The sequence below is a fragment of the Solirubrobacter phytolaccae genome (assembly GCF_027587195.1).
Taxonomy (GTDB): domain Bacteria; phylum Actinomycetota; class Thermoleophilia; order Solirubrobacterales; family Solirubrobacteraceae; genus Solirubrobacter; species Solirubrobacter phytolaccae.
In genome coordinates, this window is sequence record NZ_JAPDDP010000055.1 from 1 (window position 1) to 22,008 (window position 22,008).

The window sequence follows — 22,008 nt, forward strand, 5'->3', positions numbered from 1 at the left end:
CCCCCGCCGCCGCCCCCGCGGCCGCGCCGGCCGCTCCAGCGCCGCCGCCCGCGGCCGCGCTTGCGCCGCCCCCCTGCGTGGTCTCTTCCCCCGCGATCGGCGCGATCACCAGCGCGACGTTCGCCGGCACAGGGCCGCCGTCGTGGAAGATCGCCACGGGCAGGCGCGCCGCGACGTCCGCGACCGCCTCGAAGCGGTAGCCGTCGATCACGGCGAGCTCGGCGCGCAGCGCCGACAGCGGGCCGTTCCACGGCTCCCACGCGACGCCGTCGCGCTCGAACGGGCCCGGCGCGTCGTAGGCCAGGCAGCGGGCCGGGCCGTCGTAGGCCGCCGCGAGCGCGGAGCAGCGGCTGACGTGGCCCATGCCGACCGCCGGGGCGGCGTCGGCCACGAAGACGACCTCAGCGGTAGGCGTAGACCGTGAAATCGCGCGTGTGGTAGTCGTGGCGCAGGACGAGGCGGGGCGTCAGCGTCGCGCGGACCCAGCTCACCGTCTCGGCCGGGTCGGCGTGGAACTCCTCCGCCTCGGCGTCGGTGGCCCAGGCGCTCAGCGAGTTGAACGCGACGGCGCGCTGGGCGTGCGACCACATGCGCTCGACCAGCCCGTGCATGAGGCTGAGCGCGTCGTCGCCGAGCAGGTAGAAGATCCCGTTCGCGAGCACGACGTCGAACTCGCCCAGGTCCTCGTGGAGGATGTTGGCCTGGCGGATGTCGAGGTCGGGGCGGCGCTCACGGGCGAGGCCGACCATCGCCGCGGACAGGTCCACGCCGGTGTACGTGACCCCGAGCCCGGCCTCGTCCAGGTAGTCGGCGAAGTGGGCCAGGCCGCAGCCGACGTCGAGCACGCGCGCGCCACGCAGCTCCTCCACCGCCGCGAGCACCGCGAACTTGGCCTGCTGGGAGCGTGGGTCGCCGTAGTCGGCCGAGCGCGGGCTGTCCCCGTGCTCGGCGACGAGGCCGTCGTAATAGCTCGCGACCCCCGCGAACACGTCGTCTTCAGCCATGGATCCGTAGGCTATCCCGCATATGAGCGGCGACGAGGCGCAACGGCTGGAATCCCTGTGGGGCGGGGACTTCGGCGATGAATATGTGAAGCGCAACTTCGACGACGGCAGCGCGCGCGTGCCGCTGTGGCAGTGGGTGCTGGACACGATCGAGGCCAAGACGGTGCTCGAGGTCGGCTGCAACGTCGGCGGCAACCTGCGGGCGCTGGCGACGCTGCTGGGCGTGGAGAACGTGGCCGGCGTGGACATCAACGCGTCGGCGTTGGCGGCCCTGAAAGAGGCCGAGCCGCGCATCCGCACGGAGCTCACGCCGGCGAAGGAGCTCCCGTTCGCGGACGGTGAGTTCGACCTGGTCTTCACCACCGGCGTGCTGATCCACCAGCCGCAGGAGACCCTGCCGGACGTGATGGACGAGATCGTGCGCGTGAGCGGGCGCTACGTCGTCTGCGGCGAGTACTTCGCCGAGGCGACCGAGGAGGTCCACTACCGCGGCCACGAGGGCGCGTTGTTCCGGGCCGACTTCGGCGCGCTCTACGCCGAGCGCGGGCTCAAGGAGCTCGACCGCAAGTTCTTCCCGCAGGACGCCGTGTGGGACGACCTCACGGTCTGGATCCTCGAGAAGTCCGCCTAGAAGTCCTCGGGGGTCAGCACGTGGCCGTCGACGACGGCGTGCGTGAGCGTGCGGCCCACGAGCCACTGCTTGCCCTTGGGCGGCATGCCCTGGCCGGGGCGGCTGAAGGCGATGTCGTCCGGTGTGAGCGTGTGGCCGGCCGGGAGGTCGTGGGCGGCAACGCAGCTGAGGCGGAACGAACGGCGGCCGGCTTCCTCGGTCGCCGTCGGGCCGATGGCACTGGTGCCGAGCGCGCGCTCGACGGCGCTGACGCCGTCGACCAGCGCGCGCAGCTCGTCCGGCGTGGCCGAGAACCAGTGGTCCGGGCCCGGCAGGTTGCGGTCGGTCGTGAAGTGCTTCTCGACGAAGCAGGCGCCCAGCGCGACGGCGCCGAGGGCGGCCTCGATGCCCGCGGTGTGGTCGCTCAGGCCGACCGGGCAGCCGAACGCGGCCGCGAGCGCCGGGATCTTGCGCAGGTGCACGTCCTCGGGCTTGGTCGGATAGCTGGAGGTGCAGTGCAGCAGCGCGAGCGGTCCACCGCCCGCGGCGCGGAACGCTCGCACGGCGTCGTCGATCTCGCCGAGCGTGGCCATGCCGGTCGAGATCAGCGTCGGCAGGCCGGTCCGGGCCATCTCCTCGATCAGCGGGAGGTCGACGAGGTAGTCCGAGCCGTTCTTGAGCAGCGGCGACTGCAGCTCGACGAGCTGGCGCACGCCGTCGGCGCTGGTGGGCGTGCTGAAGAACAGCGCGTCACGGGCCTCGCAGTGCTCGCGCAGCTCGGTCAGCTGCGCGCTGGAGAGCTCGCAGCGCTTGAACATCTCGTACTGCGTCTCGACCACGGTCTTGCCCTGCGACGTGTACTCGTACGTGAGCGTGCGGTCGTGCAGGAAGTCCTCGGTGCGGTAGTTCTGGAACTTCACCGCGTGCGCGCCGTGGTCGACGGCGGAGTCGATCATCGCGTGCGCGAGGTCCATGTCGCCGTTGTGGTTGACGCCGATCTCGGCGGCCACCAGGCACGGGCCGTTGAAGTCGATCGCGGTCACGCCAGCAGCTCCTTCGCGCCTTCGCGCCCGAGGGCCAGGAGCGCGTCGAGCGCCGCCATGTAGGGCTCGAAGCCCGGCTGGGCCTGCTCGTAGGTCGGATGCGTGTAGTCGTGGAAGCGCAGCTCGATCCCTGCCTCGTCGAAGTCCGCCGGGTCAAGATAGTCGCGGCCGAACGGCCCCGAGAGGTACACGGTCGCGCCGACCGCCTTGCACAGGTTCAGCACGAGGTCGGCCTTGGCGCCCTCGACCTGCAGGTTGCTGGAGAACCGCAGCTCGGTGGTGATGGCGAGCGCCTCGAGCTGGTGGGTGAGCGTCTCGCGCTGGAGGTCGATCAGCCGCTCCCACGTGCGGGCGAAGATCGCCTCCCAGTACGGCGCCTCCTCCGCGAAGTGCGCGGCCTTCTTGTAGCCGAAGCGCAGCGTGTCCCAGTGCTTGCGCGCCCACGGGCGCTCGTTGGCGATCTCGACCGTGTTGATCGCGAGGTCGCCGAACTTGCCCTTGGTGAGCAGCGGGACGCTGAGCCACGTCCAGCCCTCGTTGGTCCGCATCTTGTTGCGGTTGGTGAACGAGTTCTTCTCGAACTGGACGTCGTCGAGCACGATGTGCAGGTCCGAGTGCTGGATGCGGTGGAAGTAGCCGAGCCACGGCAGGTACGCGGGCTGGTTGATCGAGACGATCATGCGGCCTCCAGCGCGGCGATCACGCGGTCCTGCTCGGCGTCGGTGAGCGTGGGGTACAGCGGGAGCGAGAGCAGGCGCTCGTAGGCGCGGGTGGCGATCGGGGTCGCCTCGCGCTGCTCAGGGCTGCGCCAGTCCTCGACGGGCTCGTGGGCGATCACGCCGTGCTCTCGGAGGTGGGCGGCGAGCTCGCGGGCGGTCGTGTGTTGCGCCTCGACGGCGTAGCGGTACCAGACACGTCCGGATGCTTCGGCCGGGAGCGCGATCGTCTTGAGGTGCGCGAGCCGCTCGCCGTAGCGTCGCGCCAGCCGCTCCCGGGCGGCGAGCAGGTCCGGAAGCCGGCGGAGCTGCGCGAGGGTGAGCGCGGCCTCGAGGTCGTTCATCTTGTCGTTCAGGCGGAGCGCGCTGGCCGGCTTGTCCGTGTAGTCGCGCGCGTCGCGGACCGCGTCGGCGAGGTCGCCGAGCACCGCGCCGCCCTCCGCGCCGCCGATCAGCTTCGTCGCGTAGAACGAGGTGATCGTGGCGGCGGTCGGCGGGATGCCGGCCGGGAGCCCGTGGGCCGCGTCGTCGATGAGCGTGCCCGTGAAGGCGGCGACGTCGGCGGGCGCGCCGAACGTGTGCACGGCGACGGCGTAGCGGGCGTCGGTGGGGGCGAGCGTCCAGGTGCGCGGCTCGATCTCGCCCGCGACGGGCGTCGCGCCGAGCGCGGCGACGGCGTTCGGGATCGCGACGCACGCGTAGGCGGGCACCAGCACTTCGTCGCCGGGGCCGACGCCGAGCGCGGCGAGCGCGAGCCGGAGCGCGGAGAGGCCGGAGGCGACGCAGGCGGCGTCGGGCTTGCCGAACGCGTGCGCGAGCGCCTGCTCGAGCTCGGCCACGCGCGGGCCGCCGGCCCAGTAGCCGCTCGCGACGACGGCCGCGACCGCCGCGGTCTCCTCGTCGCCGAAGGTCAGGCGGTTGTGCGGGACGACGTCAGCCACGCTTGCCGCGGAAGTCGGCGAGCGACGGCTCGGCGTGCACCGTCGCCATCAGCTCCCGCCAGTCCGCGACGTGACGGCGGTCGCCGAGCCGGCCCACGAGCTCGCGCACGAACAGCAGGTCGTCCTCGTAGTCGACGGTCCAGCGGACCTCGCTGAGGTCCTCGTCGTTGACGAGCGAGGCGTGCTTGAAGCGCTCCGGGTCGCGCTCGAGCGCGGGGGTGATGTGCTCGCGGTCGAAGGCGTCGTCGGTCTCGGCGGCGATCGCGCGCAGCGCCCACGCGCCGCACACCTCGGTCTCCAGCCCCATGGGGAATGCGCGCGGGTGCACGTTGGAGGCGTACCCACAGCCGGGGGTCGCGTTGAACTTGGCGACTGTGGCGGCGACCACGTCGGGGTCGATCAGCGGGCAGTCGGCGGTCACGCGCACGACGGGGCCGTCGAAGTCGCCGATCGCGCCCAGGTAGCGGTCCAGCGCGTCCATCAGCGAGCCGCGGTGCGCGCGCACGCCCAGCGCGTTCGCGGCCTCCTGGATCGGGTCGTCGTCGTCGCGGTCACTCGTCGCGACCACGATCTCACCGCGCCCGGGCACGCGGTCCAACCGCTTGAGCATCAGGTGCAGCATGGGCTCGCCGTGCACGTCCGCCAGCACTTTTCCGGGGCGCCGGGACGAGGACATCCGCGCCTGCACCACGATCATGGGCTCCGCCATAGGGGGCCGATAGTAGGGCTAAAGCCTCGGCGGTCGAACGCCGACACATGACCTAGTGAGCTACGACGTCGCCATGGCCCGCATGCAGCAGCTGCAGGCGCTCTTCACCCCGGTCGCCGCCGCGCCGGTCGCCCCCGCAGCCCCCGCGGCCACGCCGGCCTCCTCCACCGCCTTCTCCACGGCCCTGCAGAGCGCGGGCCAGACCGCTCAGCTGGCCAGCACGGCCGCGCAGCCCACCTCCAACGCCGGGCAGGCGATCGTGAACCTGGTCAGCCAGGAGATCGGCGTCAAAGAGCAGCCCATGGGCTCCAACGACTCGCCGCGGATCGCCCAGTACCGCCAGGCCACGGCCGGCTCGGGCGTCGGTCCCTGGTGCGCGTACTTCACCTCTTGGGCCGCTCGCGAGGCGGGCGTGCCGCTGGGCGACAACGGCCAGGGCTTCGGCCGCGTCGACGACGTCTACGCCTGGGCCGAGAAGTCCGGCAAGGCCGTGCCGAACACCGGCGGCGACGTCAAGCCCCAGCCCGGCGACCTGATCGTCTGGGACGAGCACATCGGCGTCGTCGAGAACGTCGCCGCGGACGGCACGATCAACACGATCGAGGGCAACTCCTCCGACCAGGTCATCCGCCGCAGCTACGCGCCCGGTGACCGGCCCGCGATCGGCTACGTGCGCCTCGGCTAACGCTTCCTCCCCATCGATCCTCCCCCCTCGGAAAGGGCGCCCCGCAAGGGCGCCCTTTTTCGTACGCTCACCCGTATGGCCGATCCCGAGACCGAGGAGCTGCAGCTCGAGCAGCTGCAGCGCGAGCACGCCGAGCGCGAGCAGGCGAAGGACGCCGACCTGCCCCGCGAGGAACGCACCCACGAGCGCCGCGCCGACCGCGCCGCCTACCTGCAGGAGAAGCTGGAGGAACGCGCGCGCTCAGAAGACGCCGCGGACGGGTAGACCGTCCTCGATGAGCACGCCCGAAGACGAGGTCGAAGAACTCCAGAAGCGCTCGAACGAGCTCGGCGAAGAGATCGCCGACGCCCGCGAGGACTGGGAGCGCAAGCAGGCCGACGACGCCGTGCCCGGTGCCGTCGGGACGCCCAAGAGCGAACGCGGGCTGCCTGAGCCCGATCCGACTGAGACGGACTAAGCCGCCGGGCCGCGTGAACGGCGAGCACACCCGCGGCCGCCGCGTCAAGAAATCCGTGCCCCAACGGTGTGGCGCCGCGCGGCGGTCGCTACGGATTTCTTGACCCGTCGGGGCGGGTGCGCTCATGTGCAGATGAGCCGGGTTCCCCGGACTGTGAACGCGTTCGCGTTCCCCTCGAGCGATTCGCTCGGGTTCGTTCCGCGATGCAAAACGATCACGGCCCTCTGCACGCGAGCGTCGACTTTCTCGTGCTGGAGCCGAGAAACTCGACGCTCGCGTGGCATGTCTCCAAAACGGGCGTGCGCGCCTGGTCCTTCGTGATCGAAACGAGGTGAACGCCTGAGCGTTCACTCAGTGAGGGGAACCCTCCTCACCTGCCCACATCACGCCCGCCGCGACGGGTCAAGCAATTCCTGACGACCGCGTCGTCAGCCTCAACGCCGGGGCATGAATTGCTTGACGCGGCGCCCGCGCGTGTGATCAGCCGTTGCCGTTACCGCGCGGCGAGCGCGGAAGCGAAGCGCGGCAGCGCGCCGATGCGGCCCGCGGCCGGCCACTCGCTGAGGAGCGTGTCGGCCCGCTCGGCGAGGGCGGCGTCGACCTTCGGGGAGCCCGCGAGCGGGGCGAGGAGCATGTCCGGGAGGCGGTTGGGGTCCACGCCGGAGGTCTCGATCGCCGTCTCGGCCATGGCGAGGAGCTCCTCGGCCGGGACGCCCGGGGCCCACAGGAGCAGGCTTGCGTCGTCCTCGGGGCCGTAGGTGTTGCAGTAGGCCTTCAGGAGGGCGGGGTTCTCGACGAGCTCGTCGGCGAGGGCCAGGGTGGTGTGGCTGCGGGTCTCGTCGATGTGGACGGGCGCGTCGGGGTCCTCGGACATGATGCGCTCGACGAGGCGGACGAACTTGAGGGGGTCGAAGTCCTCGCCGACGTAGCGGCGGCGCCAGGCGGTGGCCTCGGTGCGGGCGGCGGTGCGCACGAGCGTCTCGAGGTCGCCGTTGGCGAGGTCGTACGGGTACTGCGCGTAGTCCCAGTAGAGCTCGGGCCGGTCGGGCATCAGCTTGGGGGTCTCGCCCGGGAAGCCGATCGCCATCACGCCCTGGCCGTAGACGACGGTCGGGACGCCGCGGGCGACCGCGATCGTCGGGTAGGTGCCGTCGGCGGCGACGACCGCGTCGGCGCGGTCCATCTCGGTGTTCTGCGCCGAGGTGCGGCCGTTGACGTAGGTGACGCCTTCGGCCTTCCAGAGGCCGTTCTGCTCGAGCGTGCCGATGTGGCGGACGGTGATCTTGAAGGGGGAGGCGAGGAGCTGCTCGAAGGCCTTGGTGTTCCAGTCGCGCTGGACGTCGGTCATCGAGCCGTCGCCGTTGGGATGCCACGGCGCGAACACGACGTTGCGGACGTCCTCGCAGGTGCGGAACGGCAACTGGTCGCAGTAGGTCCAGCCGATGGAGTGGACCTGCGCGGGGTAGTCGATGCGGCGCAGGTACTCGGCGTGGCCGGGGCCGGTCACGAGGTTCGCGAACACGCGCGCGTCCGGCGCCCACAGGCCCTCATAGCTCAGCTGCGGACCGCCGCCGCCGTGCGGATAGAGGATGATCTTCGCCCCCATCTCCGAGTACGTGTCGAGGAGACGCTTGTGGAGCAGGTACGGGGGATCGAGGTCGAGCAGCAGGATGTCGACCTCGCCGTCCGGCTGGAACGTGTGCCCAGCCGCGGCGAGTGCGCCGACGAACGCGTGGGATTTGCGGCCGTGGTCGCGGACTGAGATCTTCAGACGGCGGTTCATCGAGGCTCCTATCGGCAGCGCGCCGCGGAACCTGAACCATCCGTCGAGCTCAGGTCGTGACGCTCAGGCCATTGCGGTCACCCGCGACGCCGGGCGCGCTGACGCGACCCGCCTCGCTCGTGACCGTACCGATCCGTCGTGTACCCGGATGATGCGCGGCGAGCACCTCGGTCGCGGCGTCCGCTTCGGCCTCCGGCACGACCGCGACGAAGCCGCAGCCCATGTTGAAGACCTCCCACGCCTCCGGCACCGAGACGCCACCGCGCTCGATCAGGAAGGCGATGATCGGCGGCACGGGCAGCGGGTCGGAGACCGCGAAGCCCGCGGACTCGTTGAGGCGCAGCAGGTTCAGCAGGCCGCCGCCGGTGATGTGCGCGAGGCCGCGCACGTCGACCGCGCTGCGCACGAGCTCCAACGCGGCGCGCACGTAGATCACGGTCGGCTCGAGCAGCGCGTCGGCGAGCGTGCCGCCCTCGAACGCCTGGTCGAGCGGCAGGCCCTCGACGATCTTGCGCGCGAGCGTGTAGGAGTTCGAGTGCAGGCCGCTCGACGGCACGCCGATCAGCGCGTCGCCGGGAGCGATCCGCTCGCCCGTGACCATGCCGTCCAGCGCGACGGTGCCGAAGCACGTGGCCGTCAGGTCGAACCCGTTCGGCGACGGATGGCCGCGGATCAGCTCGGGCAGGATCGCGACCTCGCCGCCCGGGATCTCCACGCCGGCGAGCTCCGCGCCGCGCTTGAGGCCGATCCCGATCTGCTCCATCACGGTCGGGTCGGCCTGCTCGACGGCGAGGTAGTCCAGCAGCGCGATCGGCTCCGCGCCGACGCACACCACGTCGTTGACGTTCATCGCCACGCAGTCGATGCCGACCGTGTCGTAGCGGCCGGTCTGCTCCGCGAGGATCAGCTTGGAGCCGACCCCGTCGGTCCCGACCGCGATGCCGAGGTTCGGCGCCACCTCGAGCACGGCGGCGTAGTGGCCGCTGGCGAGGCGGGAGCGCGAGGCGCGACCCGGATCGATGGTCTTGAGGACCGACACCAACGCCGTGACGGCCCGGTCGGCTCCGTGTTGGTCGACTCCTGCCTGGGCGTACGCGTCGGTGCTCACGCGTGCCGACGGTAGCGCACGGCCAGGATCGCTCCCGCGAGCCCTACCCGTTCGGCCGCGAACGGCCACAGCGGCCCGCGCTCGAGCCCGAACGCCTTCAGCGCGGCCCGCGTGCCGATCAGCGACGCGGCGACGCCGGTCGCGAGGACCGCTCGATCGGCGGTCTTCCGGCCGCGCCAGGCCTTGAGCGCGGTCGCGCCGACGAGTACGGGCCCGGCGACCCCGAACGACAGCCGCGAGGCCTCGGCCCGCGAGTACCCGAGCGCCCGCGCGGCGGCGAGCGTCGCGCCGGACCGCGACACGCCCGGGATGAGCGCCGCGGCCTGGGCCAGGCCGAGCGCGAGGCCGGGCTGGAACGCGTCGCCGCGCTCCCGCGGCCCGCACCCGCCTTCACCCCCGGCGATGTCAGCGGCCGCCAGCGCGGCGGCGCCGAGCAGGAGCCCGGCGACCAGTCCGCCCATCCGCTCCTCGATCGCCCGCTCGAACAGCCCGCCGACGATCACGGGCGGAGCCAGCGACAACGCGAGCGTCTTCGCATCCGGCAGCAACCGCAGCAGCTCGGGCGCGAGCGCCAGCGCCGCGCCCGTGTGCAGCGCGACCTCGAGCTCCTTGCGGCGCGCCGCGTCCCACCCGGCCACGTCCCACCCCAGCAGCTCCGGCACCGCCGCGACGTGCGCGGACGAGGACACCGGCAGCAGCTCGGCGACGCCCTGGATCAGGCCCAGGGCGGCGACCTGCGCGAGCTCAGGCGGACGTCGCATCCGCGGCCGCGTCGGCGTTCCCGCGCCCGCGCCGCCAGCGGAAGAAGAGCCAGATCGCGCCGAGGATGATCAGCGCGACGACCGCGTAGTCGATGTAGTGCAGGTTGTCCTTCCAGGACTCCCAACGGTCACCGGCCTGCTGGCCGATGAAGACGAGCATGAAGACCCACGGGATGCAGCCGAGCGTCGTCAGGACCGTGAAGCGCCAGAACGGCATCTTCGCGACGCCGGCCGGCAGCGAGATGAACGTGCGGATGATCGGCAGCATGCGCGAGAAGAACACGGTCGCGTCGCCGTACTTCTCGAACCAGTTGTCCGCCCACGTGAGGTGGTGCGGCTTGATGAAGACCTTGCGCCCGTGCTTCTCGATCAGGTCCACGCGCCCGAAGTAGCCGACCGCGTACGCGATCCAGGACCCGACGACGTTCGCCGCCACGCCGACGAAGGTCGCCAGGAAGAGCGAGTACTCGCCCTCGGCGACGTTGAAGCCGGCGAACAGCATCGTCGCCTCGGACGGGATCGGCAGGCATGCGCTCTCGCCCAGCATGAGCAAGAACACGCCGACCAGCCCCATCTCGCGGACGACGTCCACGGCGAAGTTGACGATCGGATCGGTTATGGACGCGACGAGCACGGCGCCCAGAGTAGAGAAGCTAGTTGGGTTCAATCCTGGGAAGTGTCAAAGAGTTGATCCGCTGCTTGGCGCGGCGGATGTCCGTCTTCGGGCGCAACATCTTCAGGATCATCACGGCCTGGTCGACGTTCGCGGCCACGGCCGGGCGGTGGGCGACGTCGTAGGCGGCGAGTCGTTGCGCGACGTGGCGCTGGGCACCCGCGACGATCAGCTCGCCCTTGCGTGAGCGCAGCGCGCCCGCGGCGTCGACGAGGCCTTCGAGCACGAGGTCGGAGACGACGGCCGCCTCGCTGAGGTCGAGGATGAGCCAGCGCACCCCGGCGGCCAGCGCGCCCTCGATCCGGCGGTTCAGCTCGGAGGTGTCCTCCAGCGCGCCCACGACATCGATCTGATGCACGACGTCGTCGAGCCGGTGCTCCTTGAACCCAACGGAGCCCGGCTTCGGTACGGCTCGCAGGGACTGAGACGTGAACATGGCTGGACGGTGCGGCGCGGGCCGGCTCTGAGAGCGTATGGCGCGCGCCGCGTGGCCGTCAAGCCTGCAAGTCGGGGATCAGCCGACGAGGGAGCCGGTGAACGGCTCGGTGCCCGCCGCGAGCGAGACCTGCGGGCCGCCGTGGGCGCGGGCGTACGCGAGCGCCTTGGGCAGGTCGGAGACGCCGTTGGAGGCGACGACCGGCGCGAGCTGGAGCGTCGACAGCACGCCGAACGCGTTGCCCTTGGCGTCCATGAAGCCGCTGCCCGAGTCGCCCGGGATGCCCGGCGTGACCGTGTAGACGAGGTGCGTCCAGCCGCCGCCGGAGGCGCCGAGGCTCTTGCCGATCTTCGGCGACAGCAGCGTGATGCCCTGGCGCAGCGAGGAGTTGCCGTACGTGTAGACCGTGTCCAGCGTCGCGGTGGTCGTGCCGAGCGCGGTCGGGCCGCCGAGCGTCGGGACCGACGGGTTGACCTTGCCGTAGTCGGCCGGGTCGAGCTTGATCAGCGCGAAGTCGTTGTAGGCGCAGGTGTCGGGATCGGTCTCGCCGGCCGCCTGCATCGCCGTCCAGCTGTTGTAGACGAGCGTGCCGGGCTTGGACGCGCCCGTGACCTCGACCGCGGTGCCGTTCGGCAGGCTCTGCGTCGCGCAGCCGTCCGTGTCGGTCTGGCCGCCGGTGCCCGAGCAGTGCGCAGCCTGGCCGATGTAGACGTCGGATCCGTCGTTGAAGATGAAGTTCGCGGTGCACTGGGCACCGTCCGTGTACGTCTGAACGCCCGGATGAACCGTGGCGGAGGAGGCGGGGGCCCAGGACTGGGCGGAAGCGGACGAAGCGCCGATGAGCGACAGCGCAACGGCGAGTCCGGTGATGAGGCGCTTGTTCATATCCGCACGAACGACGGTCCGAATGAGAACTTGCGGTAACTAGAGTGGTCCGCCTTGCGCGTCTGGATCGACCTCACCAACTCGCCGCACGTGCTCGTCATGCGGCCCGTGATCGAGGAGCTCCGGAGCCGCGGCGACGAGGTGCTGATCACCGCGCGGGACTTCGCGCAGACGCTCGGCCTGCTCGAGCGCTTCCGGCTCGATCACACGGCGATCGGCCACCACCGCGGCGGCAAGCTGGCGGCGAAGGGGCTCGGGCTGCTGTCGCGCTCGGGCGCGCTCACGCGCTGGGCGAGCGGACGCGGGATCGACCTCGCGCTCGGCCACGGCTCAAATGACATCTCGGTCGCGGCGAAGCTGCTGCAGATCCCGTCCGTCACCGCGTTCGACTACGAGTGGGCGCGCCAGCAGCACGCGATCAACTGCCGGCTGGCGTCGGGGATCGTCGTCCCGGACGTGATCCCCTTCGACCGCCTCGCCCAGTACGGGGCGACGGAGCGCAAGATCCGCGCCTACGCGGGCCTGAAGGAGGAGTACTACCTCGCGGATTTCGAGCCCGACCCCGCCGTGCTGGCGGAGCTCTCCCTCGACCCCGCGCAGCCGATCGCGGTCGTGCGCACGCCGCCGGCGGTCTCGCTCTACCACCGCTTCGACGCGCCCGTGTTCACGCAGGTCCTGCACCGCCTGAAGGGCGGCCAGGTCGTCGTGCTGCCGCGCACGGAGGAGCAGCGGGCCGAGCTCGCGCGCGAGGGCGGGTTCATCGTCCCGGAGCGCGCGATCGACGCGCAGTCGCTGATCGCGTACGCCGACCTCGTGATCTCGGCCGGCGGCACGATGAACCGCGAGGCGGTCGCGCTCGGCACGCCGGTGTGGACGACGTTCGAAGGCCGCCTCGGCGCCGTCGACGAGGCGCTGATCGCGTCCGGCCGGCTGCGCCATCTCGAGCGCGCGGAGGACGTCGTGTTCGAGAAGCGCGACGCCGCGAGCGCGGCCGAACGCATCCGGCGGGACCCGAAGGTGTTCACCGACCTCTTCGTTGGGGCGCGTTAGCGCCGCGTCTTCGCGCCGCGCTGCCCAATACACTGCTCCAGATGCGCCGCCGGCTCCGTACCGCGGCCTTTCCGATCCACCGCCACTCCGTTCCACAGGTGGTGCTGGACGCGGGGCTGGTCGCGCTGGCTTATTACCTCGCTTACTCGCTGCGGTTCGACGGCGAGTTGCCGTCGCGGTACTCGGACCTGTTGTGGCGGACGATCACGTTCGCGATCTTCGGGTCGCTGTTCTGCTTCGCGATCGTCGGCATGTACCGGCACTGGATGCGGTACTCCTCCCAGCGCGAGTACCTGAAGATCGCCGAGGGCACCGTCCTGGCGGTGCTCGTGCTGGTCGGCTACGTCGCGATCGTCCAGCCCGTGATGCTGACGTCGACGCCCGACGGCCTGCGCCCGCTGTCGATCCCGGCCAGCGTGCTCGTGCTCTACGGGCTGCTGCTGGGCGCGCTGCTCACCGGCTCGCGCTTCGTCGCGCACCTGATCTTCATGCGCGGGATCTCGGGCTGGCGCACGCGCCGCGACGGCCGCAAGGTGCTGATCGTCGGCGCCGGCGACGGCGGCCACCTGCTGTACGCGGAGCTGCGCAAGAACCCGGACCTCGGCTACCGCCCGATCGGCTACGTCGACGACAACAAGAAGGGCTCCGACATCCTCGGGACGACCTTCGAGCTCGACGAGGTGCTCGAGGACGTCGAGCCGGACGAAGTCATGATCGCGATCCCGTCGGCGTCCGGCGAGCTGCGCGGCCGCGTCGTCCGCGCCTGCCGCGAGCAGGGCGTGCCGGTGCGCACGGTCCCGACCGTGTTCGAGCTGCTCCAGGGCGGCAACCACCTGACGCGCCAGCTGCGCGAGGTGCGCGTCGAGGACGTGCTCGGCCGCAACCCGGTGCGGATGGAGATCGAGTCCGTCGGCAACTACCTGCGTGACCAGCGCGTGCTGGTCACGGGCGCGGGCGGCTCGATCGGCTCGGAGATCTGCCGACAGATCGCCCGCGTGAACCCGAGCCGGCTCGTCCTCGTGGACCACAGCGAGGCGAACCTGTTCGAGATCGAGCGCGAGCTCGTCGGCGAGCGTCACGTGCTCACCTCGGTCTCCGTCCTCGCGGACGTCAAGGACGAGGAGCGGATGCGCGAGGTGTTCGCCGAGCACCAGCCCGAGATCGTCTTCCACGCCGCCGCCTACAAGCACGTGGGCCTGATGGAGTCCAACCCGATCGAGGCCGTGCGCAACAACGCGCTCGCCACGCGCGCCCTGACGACCGTCGCCGGCGAGGCGGGCGTCCAGACCTTCGTGCTCATCTCCACGGACAAGGCGGTCGCGCCGGCCACGGTCATGGGTGCGTCGAAGGCGCTCGCCGAGTGGGCGATGGAGGCGGCGAACACGCACTTCCCGGAGACCAGCTTCTGCGCGGTGCGCTTCGGCAACGTGCTCGGCTCCTCGGGCTCGGTCGTCCCGATCTTCCGGCGCCAGATCGCGGCGGGCGGTCCGCTGACGGTCACCGACCCGGAGATGACCCGCTTCTTCATGACGATCCCCGAGGCGGTCCAGCTCGTCATCCGCTCGGGCTCGCTGTCCAACGGCGGCGAGGTGTACGCGCTGGACATGGGCGAGCCCGTCTCGATCATGGGGCTGGCAAAGCAGATGGTCGAGTTCTCGGGCCTGCAGGTCGGCCGCGACATCGGCATCGAGATCGTCGGCCGGCGTCCGGGCGAGAAGTTGCACGAGCAGCTCTTCAACTCCTACGAGACGCCCGAGCCGACCCCCGCGGAGAAGATCCGCCGAGCGGCCCGTCCGGCCGTGGATCCCGCGTGGGTGGACTACGTCTTCGACAAGGTCGCGCTGCTCGTGGCAGAGGGCGACGCGGCCGCGCTGGCGGTCGCCGTGGCGGAGCTCTCGACCGGCCGCGCGACGCCCGCGGAACCTTCCGGGGGCACGGCCTCCTAGACTTCTGGGCTCCGGCTCCCATGGTTTTTCTCGCGTTCTCGCTCCAGGAGCAGGTCGAGAAGTACGGCGCATACATCGGTATCGCCGCCTTCTTCGGCCTGGCTGTGCTCACGTTGCTCTACTTCGCCCAGGCGCGCGAAGTCAAACGCCTGCGCGAATGGGCGGGCCGCGCGCCCGAGCGTGCGGCGGAGCTCGAGTACGCCGTCGCCGAGCACGCGCAGCAGGTTCGCCAGGCCCCGGTCGCTCAGCCCGTCGCGGCTCAGCCGCAGCGCGTCGCGCAGGCGCAGCCCGTCGTGGCCGCGCCGGCCAACGGCACGGCGGCGCTGAAGCCGGAGGAGGTCGCCGCGCTGGCGTTCGCGCGCGCCGCCGGCGTCCACGACCCGCACGAGCCCAAGCCGCACCCGGTGCCCGCAGCGGCGCTGGCCACCGCGGCTGCCCCGCCCACCCAGACCGTCGCGGACGTCCCGCCGGCGCCGTTGCCCTCCACCACCAACGGTGGCGGGTACGTGCCGCCCCCGGCGACGCCGGCCGCGCGCCGCGTGGAGCCGCTCCCGCCGCGCCGCACCCAGCAGCCGCCGCCCCGTCGTGGTGGCGCCGCCGCTCCGCCGCCGCGCCGCGACAGCAGCACGCGCGGCATCGTGATCGGCGCGATCCTGGCGGTGCTCGTGATCGCGGCCGTCGGCTACGGCTTCACGAAGATCGGTGGCGACGGCGAGCAAGCGGTGCCGCCGAACCCCACGGCCAACCCGACCGCTGAGGCCGGTGCCGAGAGCACGCCCGAGGCCACCGCGGAGCCCGGCGTGACCAAGGAAGACGCGCAGATCGTCGTCTTCAACGCCACGAGCACGACGGGTCTGGCCGGCACCTACAAGACCATGCTGACCGACGAGGGCTACCCGGAAGGCAACATCGAGGCCGCTACGCTCGGCGAGGCGGCCCAGACCACCACTTCCACCGTCATGTACGCCCGCGGGGACAAGGCCGCCGCCCAGGGGGTCGCCGACGTGCTCGGGATCGATCGCGTGGAGCAGCTCTCCGAGGCGATCCAGGGCGAGTCCAGCGCCGTCGAGCAGGGCCGGGAGTGGAACGTGGTCGCGATCGTTGGCCAAGACAAGTCCACCGGCTGAGGCCCGCGGCGGCGCCATGACGCTCGTCGCCCGGATCACGTTCGTGGTCCTGGTCGGCGCGACGTTCGCGGCGTTCTTCGTGGCCCAGCGGCTCAAGAACGAGCCGTCGGTGATCACCGTCGGCGACATCACGCAGTACTTCTCGCCCAACGGCGACGACAAGCGGGACGTCAGCCGGATCTCGTTCTCGATCAAGGACGCGGACGTCGCGACGGTCGACGTCGTCGACATCGACGGCGACCGCGTGCGCCGGCTGCGCGAGAGCGTGTCGATGGCGGCCTACCGCCCGCTGCGGCTGGAGTGGGACGGCAAGGGCGACGACGGCACCGTGGTCCCGGACGGCCGCTACCGGGTTCGCGTCGCGCTCCGCGACGAGAACCGCTCCGCGGTGCTGCAGAAGACGATGAACGTCGACACGAAGGCGCCCGCGCCCCAGGTCTGCATCGGCGACCCCTGCACGAAGCGGGATCCGCGGCTGCAGAACATCGTCTCCCAGGGCGACCGTGAGATCGACATCTACGTCAAGGGCCGCTCGCGCGACAACACGATCCTGCGCGTCTTCCGCACCGACCAGGGCGAGCCGAAGCTCATCCACACGATGTCGCGTCCGGGCCGCTACCAGCGCACGCGCTGGGACGGCCGGACCGAGGACGGCAAGCCGCTTCCGCCGGGCACCTACCTCATCCAGGCGCAGGTGCGCGACCGGGCCGGGAACCGTGGCCTCTCGCCGTCTGAGTTCGAGCCCGGCGCCGTCGACGGCCGCCCGGGCCTGACCGTGCGGGGCATCAGCGCCCAGCCGCCGGTGCGGCCGGTCACCGCCGGCGGGCGCACTGAGGTGTTCGTGGACGCCCGCGGCGCCGAGTTCCGCTGGCGCGTGCGCCGCGTGGGCCAGGGGCGGTACGTCAAGGGCGGCACGGCGACCGACCCGAACCTCGTCTTCCGCGCGCCGGAGGGTCCCTCGGGCGTGTACCTGCTGGAGCTGCGCGCCGGCCGCTGGTCGACCACGGTGCCGTTCCTCGTGCAGGCCAAGGAGCGCGCGCGGGTGCTGGTGGTGGTCCCGACGCTGAGCTGGATCGGCCGCGACAAGGTCGACGACGCGCCGTTCGACGGGCTGCCGAACACGCTCCTGACCGGCGACAAGGTGCGCTGGCCGCGGATGTTCGTGGGCGACGACGGGCTGCCGGCGGGCTTCGCCGAGAACGTCGCGCCGCTGCTGGTGTTCCTGGACCGCCGGAAGCTGCGGTACGACCTCACGAGTGACATCGACCTCGACCTCACGCGCAACCCGCGCGCGTCGGACCGCGAAGGCGTGCTGCTCGCCGGCTCGATGACGTGGGTGACGCGCTCGCTCGGGAACCGCCTGCGCGACTACGTCGACCAGGGCGGCAAGCTCGCGATCTTCGGCTCGGACACGCTGCGTCGCGGCGTCCGCCTGCGCGTGCGCAACAACGAGGACGTCGGCACACTCGAGCGCCCGACGCAGCCCGCGGCGGCCGACCCGTTCGGCGCGCGCGTAGCCCGCGAGCGGCGACTGCCCGCGCCGGCGGATCTCGTCGAGTACTCCGACGCAAGCGCCAGCTACGGGCTGATGGAGGGCGCGCTGGACCTGCCGGGCTTCACGCGCCTGGAGGAGTCCACCTCGCTCGGCAAGGGCAAGGTGCTCTCCGGCGTCGGCCAGCCGCTCTCGCCCGAGGAGGAGGCCGAGGCCGCGCAGTCCGGCAAGGCCGCGCGCGAGCTCCGCCCGGCGCTCTCGGCGGTGCAGCTCGGCAAGGGCACCGTGATCCGCGTCGGCTTGCCCGAGTGGCCCCAGAAGCTGGACGATCCGAACGTGGCGCAGGTCACCCGCAACATCTACGACATCCTCCGGGGCGTGCAGCCGCGGATCAGGTCCGAAGAGTGAGCGAGACCGCCGCTTTCCCCGAATGGGTTCTGCTCGCCGGAATGATCCTGGCGGCGGTGCTCGCGGCCGCGGCCGTGCTCGGTCGCACCGTGCGCGGGCGCGCGTGGGCGATGCTCGGCGCGCTCATCCTCACGCCGGTCCTGCTCGTGGGGGAGATCTGGAACTCGCCGCAGGTCGAGACGATCCGCGACCGCCCGGTGCTGGGCCTGGCCGCGGCGGGCATCGGCGTCGTCGCGATGGGCGGCCTGGCGTGGCTGTTCGCGCGCCGGCCCGGGTTCTTCGCCGTGCTGGCGCTCGCGGCGCTGCCGTTCCGCGTCCCGGTCGAGGCGGGCGGGAGCACCGCCAACCTCCTCGTCCCGCTCTACGTCGTGATCGGGGCGGGTGCGCTCGCGTGGCTCATCCCGCGGCTGGCCGCGCGGCACGCCGGCACCCCCGCGGAGCGTGCCGGGTGGCTCGAGTGGGTGCTGCTCGGCGGGATCGTGCTCTACGCCGCGCAGTCGATCTACGGCGACGGGCACGCGAAGGCGTTCGAGCAGGTGATCTTCTTCTACGTTCCGTTCGCGCTGCTGTTCGTGCTGCTGCGCGGCCTGGAGTGGACGCCGCGGCGGCTGCTGTGGGGCGGCGGCGTGCTGGTCGTGCTCGCCCTGATCTTCACCGGGATCGGCTTCTGGGAGTTCCAGACGCGGCACCTGCTGCTGAACCCGAAGGTGATCGCGTCCAACCAGGTCGAGGAGTACTTCCGGGTCAACTCGCTGTTCTTCGACCCGAACATCTACGGTCGGTTCCTCGCGCTGGTGATGCTCGGGCTGGCGAGCGTGCTGCTGTGGGCCAAGCGGCCGCGGAACCTGCTGCTGGCGATCGCCGCGCTGGTCGTGCTCTGGGGCGGCCTGCTGACGACGCTCTCGCAGTCGAGCTTCGCCGCGCTGCTGCTCGGCCTGGTCGTGCTCGCGGCGCTCCGGTGGAGCGTCAAGCTCGTGGCCATCCCGGTCGCGCTGGCCGTGGTCGTCGCGGCGATCGTGATCTTCGCCTTCCCGAGCGCGCTGCGGCTCGACTTCGACTCGGACTCGCTCAACGACGCCACCTCGGGCCGCGTCGAGCTGATGGAGGGCGGCGTGGACCTCGCCCGCGAGAAGCTCCTGACGGGCTGGGGCGCGGGCAGCTTCAACACCGAGTACCGGCGCGCCGAGCGCGCGTCCGGGCGTGAGGCGACGTCGGCCTCGCACACGATCCCGATCACGGTCGCCGCCGAGCAGGGCATCGTCGGGCTGGCCGTCTACATCGCGCTGCTCGTGCTGGCCTTCCGCCGGCTGCTGCGCGGCGCGAGCGGGAACCCGGTGCGGGCCGCGATCGCGGCGGGCTTCGCCGCGCTCGTCCTCCACACGTGGCTCTACGCCGCCTTCCTCGAGGACCCCGTGGTGTGGACGCTGCTCGCGCTGGGCTCGGCGCTGGCGGCGTCGGCGCCGCGCTCGCGCCGCCGGCCCGCGGACGACGCGACGGCCGCGCTCAACGGGCACCGCAAAGAGTCCGCCGCCGTCGTCCCGTGAGTCGCTTCTCCCGGCGCGTCGAGCTGGCCGCCACGGTGCTCGCGCTCGCCGCGGCCGTGCTCGTGTGGGCGCTCACGCGGACCTATCCGAACTACGACTCCTACTACCACCTGGTGTGGGGTCGCGAGCTGCTCGGCGGCTCGCTGCCGTCCTTCGAGGCCTACGCCGCGCCGACGCAGCATCCGCTCTACATCGCCGTCGCCGCGCTGCTCGGGCTGGTGTTCGGGGAGAGCGGGGACCGCGCGCTCGTGCTGCTGTGCTTCCTCGCGCACGCGGCGATGGTGCTCGGCACGTACCGCCTCGGCGCGGCCGTGTTCGGGCGCTGGAGCGGCGCGCTGGCGGCGCTGTTCGTGGCCGCTTCGGCGTCCTTCCTGCTTTACGCCGCACGCGGGTACGTGGACCCGCCGTTCCTTGCGCTGGTGATCTGGGCGGGTGTGCTCGCGGCCGAGGATCGCCGGGGCGTGCCGGTCCTGCTCGTCCTCGCCGGCCTCCTTCGTCCCGAGGCCTGGGTCCTGACCGGACTCTGGGCCGTCGGTGACTGGTGGCGCGGGAGGACGAGCCCCTCGGGCGAGTCCTCCAAGCGACGCGAGGCCGCAGGCCGAGTCGTCGCCGTGTTCATCGCCCCGGGCCTCTGGGCGCTCACCGACCTGATCGTGACCGGCAACGCCGCGCACTCGATCCAGGCGACGAGCACGCTCGCGGAGGAGCTCGGCCGCGTCCGCGGGATCCAGCACGTCCCGGGCTCGTTCGTGACCTTCATCGGCTCGACGGTGCGGCCGCCGGTGGCGCTCCTCGCGCCGATCGGCGCCTATCTCGCGTGGCGGTTCATCGGCTGGCGCCGGCTGCTCGTCCCGGCCGCGCTGCTCGCCGGCGGGATCATCACGTTCGTCGGCACGGGCATCCTCGGCCTCTCGATCCTGCCGCGGTACCTCACGGTGCCGGCCATCGCCATGTGCCTGTTCGCCGGCTACGCGCTGCTCGGCTTCACCGAGGCTGAAGGCCGCGTGCGCGCGCTGTGGCTGCGCACGAGTGCCGGGGCGGCCGTGGTCGGCGCGATCGGGATGCTCATCCTCGCGCCGTCGCTGACCAACGTCACCGAGGAGATGCGGTTCATCCGCGCCACGCACGACAGCCTGGTCGCGCTGCTCGACGACCCCGAGGTGCAGGCCGGGCTGGAGTGCGGGCCGCTGACGTTCCCGACCTACCGGCTCGTCCCGGACGCGAAGTGGCACCTGGAGGACGCGCGGATCGGCGCCCGCAGCGCCAAGCGGCGCGACCGTGGCGTCGAGGTGTTCGCGCTGAGCCAGAAGGGGCTGCGCCGCTACGGCTTCGCCGACGGGACGAACCCGGCGGTCAACCTGCCGAATCCGGCGTTCGAACGCGTCGCTTCCGCCGGGATCTTGACGGCGTATCGTCGCTGCTAGTCGCATCGCCCAGGGGGCGATGCTTCGGGGAGTTCCCCGGAGGCTCTTGCCGGTTCGGATCGTCGCGGGAACTCCCCCGCTCGGACCCGAGCCGCCCGCTCTCGATTCCCAGCGCTTCGATCCGCTCCCACAGCGGCCGGTTCTGCGCGTGCGCGGTCTGGGCGAACGCCCACTCGCGCAGCTCGGCGTCGGGGCGGACGCGCGCGCCCGCGTGAGCGCGCAGCGCGGTGATCCACTCCTCCGGCGTCTCGGCGGTCGTCACCGCGTTCGCCCACGTGCGTACGCCCGCGAGGTCGCGTGAGACCGTGCGCCGCCCGAGCCGCGCGTACTTGAGGATCCGGTACGGGAGCCCGGTCTCGTTGAAGTCCGAGCGCTCGAAGGGCACGATGCCGACGTCGGCCAGGGCGATCAGCCGCGCGGCCTCGTCGTCCGAGCGCTGCCCGAGCCAGACGAGGTTGGGGGCGGAGCGGCAGGCCTGGAAGTCCTCGTCGTGGCCGGACTCGGCGTCGTGCCACGCGCCGATCAGCAGCAGCACGAGCTCTGGCATCCCCTCGGCGACCGCGCGCAGCAGCTTCCAGTCCGTGCGGTGGCCGAGGTGCCCGAGCGAGACCGCCACGACCGTCGCGCCGGGATCGGGCGCGGGGAACGAGTCCGCCGCCAGCGGGATCAGCTCCGGCGCGCCGCCTTCCTCGTGCACGAGCGCCCCGAGCGCGTCGGTGACGACGACGTTCTTGGTCGCCCGCAGCGAAGCCGCGAGATGGAGCTCCTGCAGCCGGTCGCGCTGGCGCGGCGAGGCGTCGTAGGCCGCGTCGAAGCGGTCCCACTGCCAGTACCAGAGCTCGGCGTCCGGGTGCTGCGCGATGAGCCCACGGGCGAGCGGGTACTGCAGCGGGTGGAAGATCACGATCAGGCGCGGCACGCCCGGGAGCTTCAGCCGCTTCGCCTGCGTGGCCGCGAGCCCGTCCCCGACCGCGGCGGGCAGGCGCAGGTACGCGCCGTAGGAGATCCGGGCGGGCTCGACGGCGAACAGCCCCGGCGCGGACAGCAGATCCTCGGCCTGGTCGCGCAGGATGAACGACTCGAGCGCGCGCGGCAGCAGCAGCACGCCGATCGCCGGCGCGTCGTCGCCGAGCGACCGCTGCGCGCGCGCCGCGGCGCCCGCGGGTCCCGCTCGCCATCCGTAGCCGCCGGCCGGGTCGGTCATCG

23 protein-coding genes are annotated in these 22,008 nt (G+C 72.0%); 10 read left to right on the plus strand and 13 right to left on the minus strand.

The window, feature by feature from the left end; translation table 11 throughout:
* On the minus strand, positions 1 to 391 hold a 391-nt coding region (locus OJ997_RS24505; RefSeq protein WP_270027891.1), incomplete at its 3' end, for a hypothetical protein.
* A 10-nt stretch (positions 392 to 401) separates the two neighbouring features.
* The gene (locus tag OJ997_RS24510; RefSeq protein WP_270027892.1) at positions 402 to 1,004 is read right to left on the minus strand and encodes a class I SAM-dependent methyltransferase; all 603 of its coding nucleotides are present in this window, start codon (positions 1,002 to 1,004) and stop codon (positions 402 to 404) included.
* Positions 1,005 to 1,026: 22 nt separating this feature from the next.
* Between OJ997_RS24510 and OJ997_RS24515 the strand changes: the two genes are divergently transcribed.
* Entirely contained in the window at positions 1,027 to 1,635 is a 609-nt protein-coding gene (locus OJ997_RS24515) for a pseudaminic acid biosynthesis-associated methylase (RefSeq protein WP_270027893.1), read from the plus strand.
* Here OJ997_RS24515 and OJ997_RS24520 read toward each other — a convergent pair.
* From OJ997_RS24520 to OJ997_RS24535, 4 genes are read right to left on the minus strand one after another with little or no spacing between them, the layout of a single operon-like run.
* The gene (locus OJ997_RS24520; RefSeq protein WP_270027894.1) at positions 1,632 to 2,657 is read right to left on the minus strand and encodes an N-acetylneuraminate synthase family protein; all 1,026 of its coding nucleotides are present in this window, start codon (positions 2,655 to 2,657) and stop codon (positions 1,632 to 1,634) included. The two genes, OJ997_RS24515 and OJ997_RS24520, sit on opposite strands and share 4 nt — an antisense overlap.
* Positions 2,654 to 3,337: a WbqC family protein gene (locus tag OJ997_RS24525; protein WP_270027895.1), complete on the minus strand. Its 684-nt coding sequence runs from the start codon at positions 3,335 to 3,337 to the stop codon at positions 2,654 to 2,656. Before OJ997_RS24525 ends, OJ997_RS24520 begins: the two co-directional genes overlap by 4 nt.
* Positions 3,334 to 4,314 carry a DegT/DnrJ/EryC1/StrS family aminotransferase gene (locus tag OJ997_RS24530; protein ID WP_270027896.1) on the minus strand — a complete coding sequence of 327 codons (981 nt, stop codon included), beginning with the start codon at positions 4,312 to 4,314 and terminating at the stop codon, positions 3,334 to 3,336. The genes OJ997_RS24525 and OJ997_RS24530 overlap by 4 nt, the downstream gene beginning before the upstream one ends.
* Positions 4,307 to 5,023, minus strand: a complete 717-nt coding sequence (locus OJ997_RS24535) for a cytidylyltransferase domain-containing protein (protein WP_270027897.1) — start codon at positions 5,021 to 5,023, stop codon at positions 4,307 to 4,309. The genes OJ997_RS24530 and OJ997_RS24535 overlap by 8 nt, the downstream gene beginning before the upstream one ends.
* Before the next feature lie 55 nt (positions 5,024 to 5,078).
* Here OJ997_RS24535 and OJ997_RS37815 point away from each other — a divergent pair, with 55 nt between their 5' ends.
* The 3 genes from OJ997_RS37815 to OJ997_RS24550 all read left to right on the plus strand — a co-directional run bounded on the left by OJ997_RS37815 (position 5,079) and on the right by OJ997_RS24550 (position 6,165).
* Positions 5,079 to 5,708: a CHAP domain-containing protein gene (locus tag OJ997_RS37815; RefSeq protein WP_270027898.1), complete on the plus strand. Its 630-nt coding sequence runs from the start codon at positions 5,079 to 5,081 to the stop codon at positions 5,706 to 5,708.
* Positions 5,709 to 5,783: 75 nt separating this feature from the next.
* On the plus strand, positions 5,784 to 5,972 hold the full coding sequence (locus OJ997_RS24545) for a hypothetical protein (RefSeq protein WP_270027899.1): 189 nt from the start codon (positions 5,784 to 5,786) through the stop codon (positions 5,970 to 5,972).
* A 10-nt stretch (positions 5,973 to 5,982) separates the two neighbouring features.
* On the plus strand, positions 5,983 to 6,165 hold the full coding sequence (locus OJ997_RS24550; RefSeq protein WP_270027900.1) for a hypothetical protein: 183 nt from the start codon (positions 5,983 to 5,985) through the stop codon (positions 6,163 to 6,165).
* A 493-nt stretch (positions 6,166 to 6,658) separates the two neighbouring features.
* On the opposite strand, the gene OJ997_RS24555 is transcribed toward OJ997_RS24550, so the two are convergent.
* From OJ997_RS24555 to OJ997_RS24580, 6 genes are all read right to left on the minus strand, one after another.
* Entirely contained in the window at positions 6,659 to 7,948 is a 1,290-nt protein-coding gene (locus tag OJ997_RS24555) for a hypothetical protein (RefSeq protein ID WP_270027901.1), read from the minus strand.
* Between the two features lie 49 nt (positions 7,949 to 7,997).
* Positions 7,998 to 9,056: a phosphoribosylformylglycinamidine cyclo-ligase gene (gene purM, locus OJ997_RS24560; RefSeq protein ID WP_270027902.1), complete on the minus strand. Its 1,059-nt coding sequence runs from the start codon at positions 9,054 to 9,056 to the stop codon at positions 7,998 to 8,000.
* Positions 9,053 to 9,817, minus strand: a complete 765-nt coding sequence (locus tag OJ997_RS24565) for an undecaprenyl-diphosphate phosphatase (protein ID WP_270027903.1) — start codon at positions 9,815 to 9,817, stop codon at positions 9,053 to 9,055. The genes purM and OJ997_RS24565 overlap by 4 nt, the downstream gene beginning before the upstream one ends.
* Positions 9,801 to 10,451, minus strand: a complete 651-nt coding sequence (locus tag OJ997_RS24570) for a DedA family protein (protein WP_270027904.1) — start codon at positions 10,449 to 10,451, stop codon at positions 9,801 to 9,803. The genes OJ997_RS24565 and OJ997_RS24570 overlap by 17 nt, the downstream gene beginning before the upstream one ends.
* 19 nt (positions 10,452 to 10,470) lie before the next feature.
* Positions 10,471 to 10,926 (minus strand): STAS domain-containing protein, encoded by a 456-nt coding sequence (locus OJ997_RS24575; protein WP_270027905.1) that lies wholly within the window; start codon positions 10,924 to 10,926, stop codon positions 10,471 to 10,473.
* Positions 10,927 to 11,004: 78 nt separating this feature from the next.
* Positions 11,005 to 11,811, minus strand: a complete 807-nt coding sequence (locus tag OJ997_RS24580) for a serine protease (RefSeq protein ID WP_270027906.1) — start codon at positions 11,809 to 11,811, stop codon at positions 11,005 to 11,007.
* A 54-nt stretch (positions 11,812 to 11,865) separates the two neighbouring features.
* Between OJ997_RS24580 and OJ997_RS24585 the strand changes: the two genes are divergently transcribed.
* From OJ997_RS24585 to OJ997_RS24610, 6 genes are read left to right on the plus strand one after another with little or no spacing between them, the layout of a single operon-like run.
* Positions 11,866 to 12,861, plus strand: a complete 996-nt coding sequence (locus OJ997_RS24585; RefSeq protein ID WP_270027907.1) for a DUF354 domain-containing protein — start codon at positions 11,866 to 11,868, stop codon at positions 12,859 to 12,861.
* A gap of 41 nt (positions 12,862 to 12,902) precedes the next feature.
* A complete protein-coding gene (locus OJ997_RS24590) occupies positions 12,903 to 14,807 on the plus strand; it encodes a polysaccharide biosynthesis protein (RefSeq protein ID WP_270027908.1) in 1,905 nt (634 codons plus the stop codon).
* Between the two features lie 20 nt (positions 14,808 to 14,827).
* On the plus strand, positions 14,828 to 15,934 hold the full coding sequence (locus OJ997_RS24595; RefSeq protein WP_270027909.1) for a LytR C-terminal domain-containing protein: 1,107 nt from the start codon (positions 14,828 to 14,830) through the stop codon (positions 15,932 to 15,934).
* A 16-nt stretch (positions 15,935 to 15,950) separates the two neighbouring features.
* A complete protein-coding gene (locus tag OJ997_RS24600; protein ID WP_270027910.1) occupies positions 15,951 to 17,834 on the plus strand; it encodes a FlgD immunoglobulin-like domain containing protein in 1,884 nt (627 codons plus the stop codon).
* A 41-nt stretch (positions 17,835 to 17,875) separates the two neighbouring features.
* Positions 17,876 to 19,378, plus strand: coding sequence for an O-antigen ligase family protein (locus tag OJ997_RS24605; protein WP_270027911.1), 1,503 nt, complete (start codon positions 17,876 to 17,878; stop codon positions 19,376 to 19,378).
* Entirely contained in the window at positions 19,375 to 20,802 is a 1,428-nt protein-coding gene (locus OJ997_RS24610) for an ArnT family glycosyltransferase (RefSeq protein WP_270027912.1), read from the plus strand. Before OJ997_RS24605 ends, OJ997_RS24610 begins: the two co-directional genes overlap by 4 nt.
* On the opposite strand, the gene OJ997_RS24615 is transcribed toward OJ997_RS24610, so the two are convergent.
* Positions 20,732 to 22,006, minus strand: a complete 1,275-nt coding sequence (locus tag OJ997_RS24615; RefSeq protein ID WP_270027913.1) for a glycosyltransferase family protein — start codon at positions 22,004 to 22,006, stop codon at positions 20,732 to 20,734. The two genes, OJ997_RS24610 and OJ997_RS24615, sit on opposite strands and share 71 nt — an antisense overlap.
* Between the last annotated feature and the right edge of the window lie 2 nt (positions 22,007 to 22,008).

Coding starts and splice junctions, on each gene's coding strand:
- OJ997_RS24515 (WP_270027893.1), top strand. CDS start 1,027: ATGAGCGGCGACGAGGCGCAACGGCTGGAATCCCTGTGGGGCGGGGAC.
- OJ997_RS24600 (WP_270027910.1), top strand. CDS start 15,951: ATGACGCTCGTCGCCCGGATCACGTTCGTGGTCCTGGTCGGCGCGACG.
- OJ997_RS24550 (WP_270027900.1), top strand. CDS start 5,983: ATGAGCACGCCCGAAGACGAGGTCGAAGAACTCCAGAAGCGCTCGAAC.
- OJ997_RS24545 (WP_270027899.1), top strand. CDS start 5,784: ATGGCCGATCCCGAGACCGAGGAGCTGCAGCTCGAGCAGCTGCAGCGC.
- OJ997_RS24555 (WP_270027901.1), bottom strand. CDS start 7,948: ATGAACCGCCGTCTGAAGATCTCAGTCCGCGACCACGGCCGCAAATCC.
- OJ997_RS24595 (WP_270027909.1), top strand. CDS start 14,828: ATGGTTTTTCTCGCGTTCTCGCTCCAGGAGCAGGTCGAGAAGTACGGC.
- OJ997_RS24535 (WP_270027897.1), bottom strand. CDS start 5,023: ATGGCGGAGCCCATGATCGTGGTGCAGGCGCGGATGTCCTCGTCCCGG.
- OJ997_RS24580 (WP_270027906.1), bottom strand. CDS start 11,811: ATGAACAAGCGCCTCATCACCGGACTCGCCGTTGCGCTGTCGCTCATC.
- OJ997_RS24615 (WP_270027913.1), bottom strand. CDS start 22,006: ATGACCGACCCGGCCGGCGGCTACGGATGGCGAGCGGGACCCGCGGGC.
- OJ997_RS24605 (WP_270027911.1), top strand. CDS start 17,876: ATGATCCTGGCGGCGGTGCTCGCGGCCGCGGCCGTGCTCGGTCGCACC.
- OJ997_RS24565 (WP_270027903.1), bottom strand. CDS start 9,817: ATGCGACGTCCGCCTGAGCTCGCGCAGGTCGCCGCCCTGGGCCTGATC.
- OJ997_RS24590 (WP_270027908.1), top strand. CDS start 12,903: ATGCGCCGCCGGCTCCGTACCGCGGCCTTTCCGATCCACCGCCACTCC.
- OJ997_RS24525 (WP_270027895.1), bottom strand. CDS start 3,337: ATGATCGTCTCGATCAACCAGCCCGCGTACCTGCCGTGGCTCGGCTAC.
- OJ997_RS24575 (WP_270027905.1), bottom strand. CDS start 10,926: ATGTTCACGTCTCAGTCCCTGCGAGCCGTACCGAAGCCGGGCTCCGTT.
- OJ997_RS24510 (WP_270027892.1), bottom strand. CDS start 1,004: ATGGCTGAAGACGACGTGTTCGCGGGGGTCGCGAGCTATTACGACGGC.